The sequence below is a fragment of the Rosistilla carotiformis genome (assembly GCF_007753095.1).
Classification (GTDB): Bacteria; Planctomycetota; Planctomycetia; order Pirellulales; family Pirellulaceae; genus Rosistilla; species Rosistilla carotiformis.
Window position 1 is genome coordinate 2,295,182 of record NZ_CP036348.1, and the last position, 13,411, is coordinate 2,308,592.

Annotated in this window: 11 protein-coding genes; 10 read left to right on the forward strand and 1 reads right to left on the reverse strand. The window is 54.9% G+C overall.

Annotated elements, in window-relative coordinates:
* The first annotated feature begins 8 nt into the window (after positions 1 to 8).
* The 10 genes from Poly24_RS08525 (at position 9) to Poly24_RS08570 (ending at position 12,738) form a co-directional block, all read left to right on the forward strand.
* Positions 9 to 3,260: an efflux RND transporter permease subunit gene (locus tag Poly24_RS08525; RefSeq protein WP_145093314.1), complete on the forward strand. Its 3,252-nt coding sequence runs from the start codon at positions 9 to 11 to the stop codon at positions 3,258 to 3,260.
* A 41-nt stretch (positions 3,261 to 3,301) separates the two neighbouring features.
* Positions 3,302 to 3,964 (forward strand): hypothetical protein, encoded by a 663-nt coding sequence (locus Poly24_RS08530; protein WP_145093318.1) that lies wholly within the window; start codon positions 3,302 to 3,304, stop codon positions 3,962 to 3,964.
* Positions 3,965 to 4,021: 57 nt separating this feature from the next.
* Positions 4,022 to 4,552: a hypothetical protein gene (locus Poly24_RS08535; protein WP_145093321.1), complete on the forward strand. Its 531-nt coding sequence runs from the start codon at positions 4,022 to 4,024 to the stop codon at positions 4,550 to 4,552.
* Between the two features lie 139 nt (positions 4,553 to 4,691).
* Complete coding sequence (locus tag Poly24_RS08540) at positions 4,692 to 5,474, forward strand: hypothetical protein (protein WP_145093324.1); 783 nt, start codon at positions 4,692 to 4,694, stop codon at positions 5,472 to 5,474.
* 116 nt (positions 5,475 to 5,590) lie between these two features.
* Positions 5,591 to 6,817, forward strand: a complete 1,227-nt coding sequence (locus Poly24_RS08545; RefSeq protein WP_145093327.1) for an ABC transporter permease — start codon at positions 5,591 to 5,593, stop codon at positions 6,815 to 6,817.
* 57 nt (positions 6,818 to 6,874) lie between these two features.
* A complete protein-coding gene (locus Poly24_RS08550; RefSeq protein ID WP_145093330.1) occupies positions 6,875 to 7,558 on the forward strand; it encodes an ABC transporter ATP-binding protein in 684 nt (227 codons plus the stop codon).
* A gap of 198 nt (positions 7,559 to 7,756) precedes the next feature.
* The gene (locus Poly24_RS08555) at positions 7,757 to 8,518 is read left to right on the forward strand and encodes a methyltransferase family protein (RefSeq protein WP_145093333.1); all 762 of its coding nucleotides are present in this window, start codon (positions 7,757 to 7,759) and stop codon (positions 8,516 to 8,518) included.
* The gene (locus Poly24_RS08560; protein WP_145093336.1) at positions 8,515 to 8,748 is read left to right on the forward strand and encodes a BON domain-containing protein; all 234 of its coding nucleotides are present in this window, start codon (positions 8,515 to 8,517) and stop codon (positions 8,746 to 8,748) included. Before Poly24_RS08555 ends, Poly24_RS08560 begins: the two co-directional genes overlap by 4 nt.
* Before the next feature lie 38 nt (positions 8,749 to 8,786).
* Positions 8,787 to 10,283, forward strand: a complete 1,497-nt coding sequence (locus tag Poly24_RS08565; RefSeq protein WP_145093339.1) for a trypsin-like peptidase domain-containing protein — start codon at positions 8,787 to 8,789, stop codon at positions 10,281 to 10,283.
* Positions 10,264 to 12,738: a heavy metal translocating P-type ATPase gene (locus tag Poly24_RS08570; protein WP_145102695.1), complete on the forward strand. Its 2,475-nt coding sequence runs from the start codon at positions 10,264 to 10,266 to the stop codon at positions 12,736 to 12,738. Before Poly24_RS08565 ends, Poly24_RS08570 begins: the two co-directional genes overlap by 20 nt.
* Positions 12,739 to 12,752: 14 nt before the next feature.
* Here Poly24_RS08570 and Poly24_RS08575 read toward each other — a convergent pair whose 3' ends face one another.
* Complete coding sequence (locus Poly24_RS08575; RefSeq protein WP_145093342.1) at positions 12,753 to 13,229, reverse strand: DUF305 domain-containing protein; 477 nt, start codon at positions 13,227 to 13,229, stop codon at positions 12,753 to 12,755.
* Positions 13,230 to 13,411 lie beyond the last annotated feature (182 nt).

A 13,411-nucleotide genomic window follows, 5' to 3' on the forward strand; every position in this document is an offset into this window, starting at 1 on the left:
GCCACATCATGCTTAATTCAATCATTCGTTTTGCGTTGAAGCAACGCATGCTTGTCATCGCCGTTGCCTTGTTCCTGGTGGGATTCGGGACTTGGCAGGCGATGCAGGCTCCGATCGACGTCTTCCCCGACCTGAACCGGCCTCGCGTGGTCATCATGACCGAGGCACCGGGCTTGGCACCGGAGGAAGTTGAGACACTGATTACGTTTCCGATTGAAACGGCGGTCAATGGCGCGAACGGCGTTCAAGCGGTCCGAAGTTCATCGGGCGTTGGTATCTCGGTCGTCTATGTCGAGTTCGATTGGAACACGGACATTTACAACGACCGTCAAATCGTCAATGAGCGACTGCAACTCGTTCAAGAACGGATGCCGCAGGGCGTGAAGCCAACGCTCGCACCGATCTCTTCCATCATGGGTCAAATCCTAATGTTGGGAATGTGGAGCGACGACGGTGCAACCGAACCGCTTGAACTGCGAACGCTCGGCGATTGGGTCGTGCGGCAGCGATTGCTGACCATCCCTGGCGTTTCGCAAGTCTTCACGATGGGCGGCGGACGCAAGCAGTTTCAAGTGTTGGTCGACCCCGATGCGATGTTGCGATTCGGAATTGCGTTACACGAGGTTAAGCAAGCCGTTCAGAACAGCAATGACAACGCCACGGGCGGCTACTTGGATGAACAAGGCCCGAACGAATTGCTAGTTCGCGGTCTGGGCCGTGTTCAGAGCATTGAAGACCTGCAAAAGGTCGTCGTCACGATGAAGGAAGGCCGCCCCATTTCGCTGGGCCAGATCGCTCGCGTCGTCGAAGGTGCGCAAGTCAAACGCGGCGACAGTTCAGCCTGGGTGCGCGATGAGGACAGGAATTACAGCGGTGGCCCTGCGGTCATTCTTACGATCAACAAGCAACCGGGAGCCGACACGCGGCGAGTGACCGACGATGTGATGGCGGCAATTGATGAGTTGCGGCCTTCTTTGCCGGGTGACCTCCGCATCGAACCGCTCTACACACAAAAGTCATTCATCGACCGTGCCATTGAAAACGTTGCCGAGGCACTTCGTGACGGCGGCATCTTGGTCGTCATTATCTTGTTCCTGTTCCTGATGAACGTCCGCACAACATTCATCACTCTGACCGCGATTCCATTATCGCTGGTAATGACCGCGATCGTGTTTTCGATATTCGATTTGTCGATCAACACGATGACGCTGGGTGGTTTGGCCGTTGCCATCGGCGAACTAGTCGATGATGCGATCGTGGATGTCGAGAACATCTATCGGCGACTCAAAGAGAACCGAGCGAGCGATAACCCCAAGCATCCGTTGTTGGTCGTTTTCCGTGCCAGTATCGAGATTCGCAATTCGATTGTGTTTGGCACGATGATTGTCATCCTCGTGTTCCTGCCGCTGTTCGCTCTGTCGGGCATGGAAGGACGTCTGTTCGCTCCGCTGGGTGTTGCCTACATCGTTTCGATACTCTCATCGTTACTTGTGTCGCTGACCGTCACACCCGTGCTGTCTTATTGGTTGCTCGGTAGCCAAAAGCTCAAGGGGCACGAGAAAGACGGATTCGTCCTGCGAGGCATCAAGTGGATTGGTGACAAAGTCATCCGCTTCAGCCTGACGGTTCCGCGATTCAATTTAGCCGTCACAGCGGTGCTAGTCGTTTTGTCCGGGATGTTCTTGATGAGTCTCGAACGCGACTTCCTACCGCCATTCAATGAAGGTGCCGTGCAACTCAACGTTGTGTTGCCGCCCGGCACGTCACTGGCTACCTCCAACGACATTTCTAGCCGCGTCGAAACTCGATTGCGAGAGATTGAAGACATCGAAGGATTCATTCGACGTACAGGACGCGCCGAGTTAGACGAACACGCCGAGGGCGTGAACATGAGCGAGTTCATCTTGGAACTCGATCCCGAGTCGCCGCGTTCCCGCGAAGAACAGCTTGAAGAAATCCGCGAAGCGATGGCGGATATTCCCGGCATCGTCACGGCGGTCGAGCAACCAATCGCTCACTTGATTTCGCACATGATCTCTGGTGTGAAGGCGCAAATCGGCATCAAGATTTACGGTGACGATCTCGACCTGCTTAGACGTAAGGCGAGCGAGATGGAAGCGGCGATGAAAGCGGTGCCCGGAACCAAGGATGTGCTGGTCGAACCGCAGGTAATCATTCCGCAACTACGGATCGAACTCGACCGAGACAAGCTGTTGCTGTACGGACTCAGTGCCGTCGAAGTAAACGAGTTCATCGAAACGGCTCTCAACGGACAAGTCGTTTCCGAAATCCTGATCGGCCAACGCACATTCGATTTGATGCTGCGTCTCGATGAGGGTTACCGCGAGAACATGCAAACGCTCAAGCGGTTGACGATTGACCTTGCCGACGGTGGCAAATTGCCTTTGGAATCGGTCGCGAACATTTACGAATCAGGCGGCCCGAACACAATCAATCGCGAAGACGTTCGTCGTCGAATCGTGTTGCAATGCAACGTTTCCGAGCGTGGCGTCGTCGATGTGGTGCAAGACATTCAGAAGAAGGTCCAACCCATCGTCGAGTCGCTGCCGCCGGGGTACTTCGTTCAGTACAGCGGACAATTTGAAAGCCAGCAATCCGCATCGCGAGTCATCGGCGTCCTGTTCGCTGTCTCGTTGGTCGGCGTGTTCTTGGTGCTGTACACGATGTTCCGCAGCGTTAACCTCTCGCTGCAAGTGATGATGGCCCTGCCAATGGCGTTCATCGGATCGGTGATCGCGTTGGTCGTCACAGGCCAAACGCTGACCGTCGCTGCGATGGTTGGGTTCATTTCACTGGCCGGGATCGCATCGCGAAACGGAATCTTGCTGATCAACCACTATTTGCACTTGGTGCAGCACGAAGGTGAGGACTGGTCAAAAGAAATGATCGTTCGCGCGGGCCTGGAGCGACTCGCCCCCGTGTTAATGACGGCTCTGACGTCCGGCATCGGCTTGGTGCCGCTGGTCATGGCAGCCGGTGAGCCAGGCAAGGAAATCCTGTATCCGGTTGCGACCGTGATTCTCGGCGGACTGATCAGCTCGACGCTCCTCGACTTCTTTGTCCACCCAGCGTTGTTCTGGCTGATCGGGCTGAAGTCGGCTGAACGTGTTGTTAACGAATCGAAAACCGACATTCCTCTGTTTGAAGAGTCCGAAGAAGAGGAATTTCACCAACAAATCAACCACTCTCGGTCAAGGACGACAGAGACCTCCCAACCCCTTTCCGAACCCGCAACCTAAGACAGGAAGCGAACGGATCATTTTCCAAAAAGGAAAGTTTTATGTTGAAAAGAATATCAAGACTGCTGTGCTTCGTCGCACTCGCATCGGTTGGCAGTATTGCCAGTGCCGAAGAGTCGATCGCATTCTGCTTGCCCGAGTGGAAAGAGATGCACTTCGACGATTCAGCCAAGGCGCAACAGCACCTTGCTGCCGTACAGAAACTGTGCTGTGAAGCCAAGATCGACAATCACGGCGGACACACCGATGTGGTTTATCGTTCACCAAAATGGAAAAGCATGAAAGTTGCCGACGACAAGCTGGCTCACCAATGGGAAACTTGGCTCAAGAAAGCAGGATTCGAGACACTGCACGGTCGCGCGGCGGATCACGGCGGCGACGATCATGCTGGGCATGAAGGCCACGACCATGCGGCACACGATCACGCCGGACACAGTCACGCGGCTGGCCAAGTCGAAGAGGTCAACTATCGCATCACCGAATGGAAGACCATACACATTGAAAACCGAGAACAGCTCGCGGAACTGACCGCGATGTTGAAGGGACTCGGGTGCGAGCTGAAAAGCTCACAGCATTCCGGCCACGCCGACCTGAGTTTCCGCTGTCCGCAATGGAAACACATCGAAGTCGGATCACATCAAGTTGCCACAACGTGGGAACAGTGGCTCGCAAAAACGGGCTTCGAGGTGAAGCACAGTCACTAAACATTATCCAGATTTCACTCTCCCATCTTCAATCAACCAACTCCAATGGAAAAACCAATGAAACTTTCAAGCAAACTATTCACACTCATCCTGGCATCGGCAACCTTCGGCTTCGTCGGCTGCAAGGAATCCGGTACGACTGTTGAAACAGCGGCACCTCCGGCAACCGTCGATACGCATGACGACCATGACGAACACGCACACCCCAGCGAAGGACCGCATCATGGCGGATTGATCGAATTGGGCAACGAGGAATACCACGCCGAACTCGTTCACGACGAAGACACTGGTTCGGTAACAATTTATGTGCTCAACGCAGCCGCGACTGAGCAAATTCCGATCGAATCGACCGAGATTACGATCAATGTCAAACATGACGGCAAGCCGGAGCAGTTCAAGCTGGCCGCTTCGCCTGATGCAAATGACCCACAAGGCAAGTCGTCGCGTTTTGTTTCGACAGACGCGGAACTCGGCGAGCACCTAGATGAAGAAGGAGCCGATCCGAAACTCGTCCTGACGATCAACGGAAAATCGTTCCGAGGAACGATCGCGCACGACCATGACCACGAAGATCACGACCACGAGTGATTGAAGATGGATGATTGCAGATTGGAGATTGAAAAGCATCACTCTCCAATCTGCTTTGGTCTTTTTTCAATCCGCACTCTCGAATTTCAAATCTACAATCTTCAATCTCAAATTTCCATCTACTAAAGGAATGACTACGATGAAACGGATTTTCAATCAAACGACAATCGCACTGACAATGACTCTGGCAACCGCTTGCTTCGCAATGGCACAAACGGCTCGCGCGGCGAGTCCTGCCGAGCAAGCGATACAAGCTGCGTCGGCCAATAACCAGTTTGCCTTCGTGATGTTCTATCGCGGGAACGATGCCCCGACGCAAGCCATGCACGGCACGTTGCAAACAACTCTGGCCAATCGGCAAGATGCGGTGATCGTGCCTGTACAAATTGGTGATGCTGCCGAACAGGCCTTGGTTAAACATTACGATGCGACCCGAATGCCGATGCCTGCGACTGCCGTGTTGGCTCCCAACGGGGCGGTATGTAGCGTGTTCCCACAAAAGGCAACGTCCCAGCAACTTACCGCTGCAATCGTGTCGACTGGTCAGGCTCAGTGCCTGAAGGCGTTGCAAGATCGCAAGCTGGTTTTGCTGTGTGCTCAACCGAGTGCTGGCGCTTCGATCCCGATGGGCGTTCGACAGTTTCAAGCCGACAAGCTTTATGAAAATCGGACCGAAGTAGTCACGGTGATCGCAAATAATCCTGCCGAAGCCAAGTTCCTGCAACAGCTTCGCGTCAAAACCGATCAACCGGCTCCTGTAGTCGCCTTCATGGCACCGCCGGGCGTGATGGTCGGGATTTTCAATGCCAACGTAAGTCTTGACGATTTGGCACAAAAGCTCGCCGCCGCAGGCAAGTGCTGTGACGACGAAAACTGCAAACATCACAAATCGGCTGAGGCTTCGCAACCGTCACGACGCTAGGAACGGTCCGAGAGAGGGGGAGGTGGGAGAAGGAGACACGTTGCTCCCATCTCTCATCGCTCATCTCAAAATCCTCAAACTCAATTCAACAATCTGCAATTCAAGGAATGGATTCTATGAAGCTTCGACATTTGATCTGGAAAGAACTTTGGCAACGTCCAACACCGATGTTGACCAGCCTGTTGGCGGTCACGCTTGGCGTCACCGCATTGGTAGCGATTCAGAACATCACCGTGTTCTCTGAACGGAAGATTGCCGGTGATATGGAATCGCTCGGTGCTAACGTTTTGGTATTACCGCCAAGTGTGACGTTGCAGGACTACTACGGAGCCGACATGCACGGGCATACGATGCCCGAGGAATACGTCACCCGACTCGCTCTGGCACGGTTGGCCGGTGTCGAAAATCTGGCTCCTAAGTTGTGCGTCGAAGCCTCTGTTGATTCGATCCCTGTGACTCTCGCCGGAATTTTGCCACGCAGTGAGTTCCAAGCCAAAGCAGCATGGCAGGGACTTGGAATGTTGGGCAACGCGGTTGGGAGCGATCGCGGTTGTTGTGCCACCGCCGCCGACACCGGTGCGGGAAACGATGACCCGAACTCGCTGGCTACTACCCGAACCGTTCAAGACTTGGGCGATCGAGATGTCATTCTCGGTCGCGACCTGGCGGGACAACTCGGTGCGAAAGTTGGCGATACGTTGCAGTTGTTCGGCGAGGATTTCACCGTCCTGACGGTATTGCCAGCGACCGGAACGATTGACGACGGCCGCATGTTCGCTCACTTGCACAGCGTTCAAGAATTGTCCGGTGCAGGCCCAGTCGTCAACGTGATCGAAATCATGGCGTGTTGCGAAGATGCGGCTGGCAGCCTGATTACCAGCCTCTCCGCTGAACTGCCCGAGACGCGGATCGTCACGATCGCGCAAGTGGTTCAAACTCAAATTGCCGTCAACGGATTGATGTCGCGTTTGTCTTGGGTCTTTCTGTCGATCCTGCTGTTGGTCGGTGGAGCGAGCATTGCCAGTGTGATGTACGCCAACGTGACCGAGCGACGCAAAGAAATCGGAACGCTGATGGCAATTGGAGCCAGTCGCAACTTCGTGACCCAAATGTTCCTTGGTAAAGCCGCTGTCTTAGGACTCGCCGGTGGAGCAGCGGGCTTCGTCGTCGGCACCATCGTCGCGGCAGTACTGGGACCACAGTTGCTGGGCATTCACGTCAGTCCGATGCCGATGCTGTTGGGGGTTGGGATGGCATCCGCCACGATCGTTGCGGTGGTCGCCAGCCTCCTGCCCGCGCGCCGCGCCGCTGGTCTCGATCCGTGTCTCGTTTTCAACGAATAGGGATCGAATCCGTTTCAATCTCAAATCTGCAATCAACAATCCTCAATGGAACGACTCATGTATCAACTCAAATCTGTTACCCAGACCTACGAACGCCGAGGCCAGATCGTCACGGCACTCGACAACGCCGACCTGACGATTCCAGACAACGACTTCATTGCAATCGTTGGCCCCAGCGGCAGTGGCAAGACCACGTTGTTGTCCGTCCTCGGTGGAATGCTCGCACCGTCAACTGGCGACGTGATGCTCGATGGCGAATCGTTGTATGACCTGTCAGTGGAAGAACGCACGGCGTTGCGAGGCCGAAAGATCGGATTCGTCTTTCAGTCGTTTAATTTGATCTCTTGGCTGACCGCTCGCGAGAACGTGCAAATCCCACTGATGTTGTCCGGCAAAACTGCCAAGCAACAAGAAGATCGTGCGATGGAGATGCTCGACCGCGTCGGCTTGTCCGATCGAACTGATCACCGACCGTCAGAAATGAGCCAAGGACAGCAACAACGAGTCGCATTGGCGCGGACACTCGCAAACGACCCGCAAATCATCCTGGCCGACGAACCGACCGGAAACCTCGATTCAGAAAACCGTCAGCAGGTGATGAGTTATCTGAATGAATTTCACCAAGACGGACGCACGATCGTCATGGTCACCCACGACGCCGACACCGCCGCGTTTGCGCACCGCACCATTCGACTCGTCGCCGGAGTTACCCATGAGGTTTCGATGGCAAAAGCCGCTTAAGAAGAAGATGGGGAGAAGGGGAGTTGGGAGACAAGAAGAGTTCTCACCTTTCCCTGACTTCCAGTTCCCAACTCGAAAACTGCCGGCTGCCACTCAGCCGCCAGCTAGGTTCCCGGACCGCGTCACTCACCAGCCGACGCACCGGGAACCGTTTTGTACACAACACTGTCGACTACAAGAAACGCAAGGTTAAACGCAATGCCCCTCAGGGAAGAATTTGTCCGTTCGGGATCATGGCTGTTCCGCTGGCGGAGCTATCTGCCCTTCGTATTCTTGCCTTTGATTTTAGTCGCTGCGATGCGTTATCCGGTTATCGAATCGCACCCGAATCTACATTTTGCGTGGAGTCTGCTGAGTCTTTGCATATCACTGCTAGGGCTGGCTATCCGTTGCCACGTGATCGGTCACGCGGCTGACGGCACCTCCGGTCGAAACACGAAATCGCAAGTCGCCGAGTTGCTAAACACAACCGGTTTCTACTCGGTCGTGAGGCATCCGTTGTACTTGGGCAATTTCCTGATTGCACTTGGGATCGTGATGCACTCGTTGGCACCGTGGCTGGTCGTGATCTACATCATGGCGTTCGCGTTGTACTACGAACGCATCATGTTTGCCGAGGAAGCGTTCCTGCGGCGTAAGTTTGGTCGTGACTTCATGGCTTGGTCAACTCAAACGCCAGCTTTTCTTCCGCGATTGCGTCAATGGAAGAAGGCTGCGGTTCCCATGGACTTCCCGAAAGTCATCCGTGCTGAGTCTGCGGCAGTCGCCGTGATCGCGTTCGCATTTCCGGCATTGGAATTTGTCATGCACCATGCAACCGAAGGTAGCGTCGCGATTGAGAGCTCGTGGTACGCCCTGTTGGCATCGGGTGTTGTGTTGTACGCGGTCGCCCGCGTGATGAAGCGTCAACTGCGACGCTGGTTGAAATATGAACGAATTCTGTACGCGGCAGCAAAATGACCGATGGCAAGAATCAAAACGGCTCGCAAGAAACGTTGCACGCAAAGGTGGAGCGAATCGTTCACAAATTTGGCTTCGACAACGTCTGCGTTTCAAGCATCAAAGCCGGGCACGTCGAGATGACCGGCACGGTTAGCAATATCAATGACCGCGCGTTGATTGTCGCAATCGCTCGAACAACACCGGGCGTTCAACAGTTCAGCATTGAGATCAAGATCGAAAACGACTGAGTACGGAAACCACACAAACGTAACGGAGTTGCATCATCATGCGGAATCATTTCAGCAAGCTTGTGAGTCTTGCAGTGTTCGGATTGTCAGCATCACTGGCGATGTCAACTCTGGTAGCGGTAGAACCTAAAGCACGCGACCGAGCGACGGAGATCCTGTCAGCAAACAGCCTGTCGAGTGTGGTCCGTCAGGTTGCTGATGACGTTTCACCTTCGATTGTGACGGTCTACGCACTTCGCGGCCCACGCATGACGGCTCCGATGCGATGGCGTAAAGAAGCAAAGTTGCCGCAGCCATTTCACTCGCCCAACCACCAGCACGCGGCGTCATCCAACAGCCATTCGGCTGACGACCAAGGATCAGGCGTCATCATCGACCGTCGCGGTTGTGTTCTGACATGCAGCCATGTGGTTGAAAATGCCGATGCCGTTTTCGTGCGAACCGCCGATGGTCGGAAACTCCACGCCGAAGCCGTGATCTGTGATCCGCAATCCGATATCGCAATCATCAAGCTCGAAAGTGCTGAGAACCTGCCGGAAGCTAAGCTGGCCGACTCAGATGATCTCTCGGTCGGCGATTGGGTCGTCTCACTTGCATCCCCCTACGACCTGCAACGCAGTGTCAGTGCCGGGATCATCAGTTCGACGCAGCGCTGGGTCGCAAGCTCGCCGCACCCGTTGATTCAGAATGACGCGGCGACAAACCCAGGCAGCTCGGGAGGTGCGTTGTTGAACCTGCGAGGTGAAGTGATCGGAATTATCGAAGGAGCATTGACGACTTCCGGCGAGTTTCAGGGCATCGGCTTGGCAACACCGATTAACACCGCCAGGGATATCGCCGAGCAACTGCAAACCAAGGGCTACGTCGAACGTGGATATTTTGGATTTCAGACGCAACCGTTGACTCCCGAAATGGCATCGCTGATTGATTCCTCTGTGAACGCTGGTCTGTATGTCAAGGATGTCCAGAGAAACTCACCGGCCAATCATGCGGGGCTGCGTGAAGGTGACGTAATAACGAAGTTTGATGGCAAGCCGATCAACCAGTCGTTTGATCCAGCCACTTTGACTGCCGACACCGAACCGGGTAAGAGCCATATCATGTCAGTGCTTCGCGAACACAAGGTCGTCGAGATTGAAATGCGGATGCAACAACCACCTCGGGAAGTTGGACCGATTCAATCAGAGATGTCACCCAACGGACCGTTCGAGTATTTGGATTCGTCGCTCGGCCTGGGGCTTTCAAGTCTAAACACGTCCTTAATTAACGAATTGGAGCTTCCTGGCGACGCACACGGTGCTTTGATCACACAAGTGGTGTTCGGTAGTGATGCGTATCGTGAGGGAGTCGCCGCTGGCATGGCAATTGCTCGTGTCAACGATACGACCATCCATGACGTTGACGAATATCGCGAAGTGACAAACAAGCTGGACCGCGAAAAACCGGTTCTCTTGCTCCTTCAATCAAACCAGGGAAAGCATCTTGTCATGCTTCACACGAGCCGGAAAGAGAATGATGGAAAAGGAAAAAATTGAACTGAAATTGCTTCTGCCAACGGTAACCGCCTCAGGCGATTCCTGTGTCAATCGCTTGGCGGCCCTACTCACTGCAAAGATGGGCATCGACGCGGCACATGCAATTCAGTCGGAGGACGACACGCCTGGGCAGATCTGCGTTCACTACGATCCGAATGTGGTTTCGACTGGTGAAGTGCGAGAACTGGCAAAACGTGCCGGTGTCGAATTAGATCAGCGATACGGTCACTGGCTCAGTAAGTCGCGTTCAACCCACGCCCGCCGTGCCTCAGCGATCGAGTCGCGACTGGGACGCATGGATGGAGTTCTCGAGGCAGTTGTCTCACCCGATGGAGCTGTTCGCGTCGAGTACGATAAACAGATCATCGACGATTCTGCGATCGCGGGTGCTCTGAGCGAATGGACCGGCGAAACAATAGAGGTTGGCGACGACCACGCTGGGCATGACCACGACGATGAAGGTCACGAATCCGACCACGACCACTCGGGACACGATCATGCTCACGGCGGCATCTTCGGCCCCAAATCAGAACTGATCTTCGCAATTCTCTGCGGCGTGTTCTTGTTGGTCGGATGGCTGATCGAAACGTTTGCAGATCTTAACGAATGGATTTCGCTGGGTTGTTACGTTGCAGCCTATATGTTTGGCGGTTACTACACGGTCACCGAAGCGATTGAAAAGATCCGAGCTGGCAAATTCGAGATCGACTTCTTGATGATCGTCGCCGCGGCCGGTGCAGCGTCACTCGGTGCCTGGGCCGAAGGAGCGCTCTTGCTGTTCCTGTTCAGCATCGGCCACGCTCTGGAAGGCTACGCAATGGGCAAAGCCAAGCGTGCCATCGAAGCCTTGTCCGAACTCGCACCACGAACGGCTCGCGTGCGACGGGATGGCACCGAAACGGAAGTTCCGGTTGAAGAGTTGGTCGTTGGAGATATCGTCGTCATCAAGCCCGATGAACGAGTTCCCGCCGATGGCCTCGTGATCGCTGGGGAATCCAGCGTCAACCAAGCACCAATCACGGGCGAAAGCGTTCCCGTCGATAAACGCCCAGTCGACGATGTTGACGCCGCAGCGGCGGACCCTGAATCACTTTCCGCTGAATATCGTGCCTTCGCTGGCACCATCAATCAATCCGGCTCCATCGAAATCCAGGTCACGAAAACGGCTGCGGAAAACACGCTCGCCCGCGTCGTCACGATGGTCAGCGAAGCAGAAACGCGAGTTTCGCCGACACAAAAATTCACGAAGAAGTTTGAACGCTACTTTGTTCCGTCCGTCATCATTGGCGTTGTGCTTTTGATGTTTGCACCGTTGGTCATCGACGAAAGTTTCAGCGATTCATTTTATCGAGCGATGGCTGTCTTGGTCGCAGCAAGCCCCTGTGCCCTCGCGATCGCAACACCCAGCGCAGTTCTGAGCGGAGTCGCTCGAGCAGCTCGCGGCGGAATCCTTGTCAAAGGCGGCGGGCCACTGGAGAGTCTTGGAAGTATCGACGCGATCGCATTCGACAAAACGGGAACACTGACCGAAGGCGAACCCAAAGTCACCGACGTTCGCACGGCGGATGGCGTCGACGAATCAGAACTCTTGCGATTCGCCATAGCCGTTGAAGACCTCAGCAAACACCCGCTCGCCAAAGCCGTCGTCCGCGATGGGAAGAAGAAGTTGGGAGAAGGGGAGAGCGGGAGTCAGGGAGACATTCCAGAAGCGACCGATCTGAAAAGCATCACCGGACGAGGGATTCAGGCGACCGTCGAAGGCGACTTGGTTCACATTGGCAAAGACGACCTATTCACAGAGGTCGATGCTCCACCGCTTCCCGATAGCGTGCGTTCAATCGTCGAGTCGCTCGAACAGAATGGACGCACCACCATGATCGTACGTCGCGGCGACCGTTACCTCGGCGTCATCGGACTGATGGACACACCACGCGAGGCATCCAAACGAACGATTGCAAAACTGCGTGAACTTGGCATCCAACGGATGATTATGATTTCCGGCGACAACCAACAAGTCGCCGACGCGGTCGCCAAGGAAGTCGGACTCGACGAAGCATGGGGCGACCTGATGCCCGACGACAAAGTCGCCGAAATCAAAAAGCTGCAAAGCGAAGGCGGCGTCGCGATGGTAGGCGACGGAGTCAACGACGCTCCCGCGATGGCATCCGCGTCCGTCGGCATCGCCATGGGAGCGGCCGGAAGCGACGTCGCACTCGAAACCGCCGACGTTGCCCTAATGGCCGACAACCTCGATCACCTCCCACTCGCCATCGGCCTGAGCCGAGCCACCCGCCGCATCATCCGTCAAAACCTCTGGATGAGTCTCGGCATGGTCGCGTTCCTCGTCCCCGCCACGATCCTCGGTCTCAACATTGGCCCCGCAGTTGCATTGCACGAAGGCAGTACGCTCGTCGTCGTCTTCAACGCATTGCGACTATTGGCTTACAAACAATAGAGGTCATTCGCGAGTCAATGTTCCAATGCCAATGCATTCGTTTCTTCGTCTTCCAGGTCCGCAATCAGTCGTTTCATCTCCGCAATTTCCTTCTTTTGCGTTTCGATGATTTGGTCGGCCAGTTCACGCACTCGAGGGTCGGTGATCTCGGCTCGTTCGCTGGTCAGGATGGCGATCGAGTGGTGTGGAATCATGGCTTTCATCCACGAGACATCTTCAACGGTCTCTTGGCTGCGTACGAGGTACAGCGACCCAGCAAAAACGGCGACACTGGTAGCGAAAATGGCCACGTTGGTCTTCATATTCTTATACATGCCGAGCATGAACGACAACATAATCATCGCCATCGTCGCGCCCATGACGAGTGCCATGTAGAAACGAGTCTCACTCCAGTAGACGTGGTCGATCGCGTAGGTGTTCAGATACATCAACAACAGCATGACGGCGGTCGAAGTTGCGATCATCGCTCCAAAGAGTCGGTAGTTGGACATGTCGTTTTCCTTGTTCTGTTTGTGATTCGAGTACGCAAAACACAAATTTGCAAATACGGTGCCGAGGTATCCGAATGCCAGGAGAAATCTCAAAATCCAATGGGAAGACGCGACGGACTGTGTGATGCGCGACCGCATTGGTCGGAAATCGCCAGGGCACGCCAAACGCAAAGTCCGCTAGT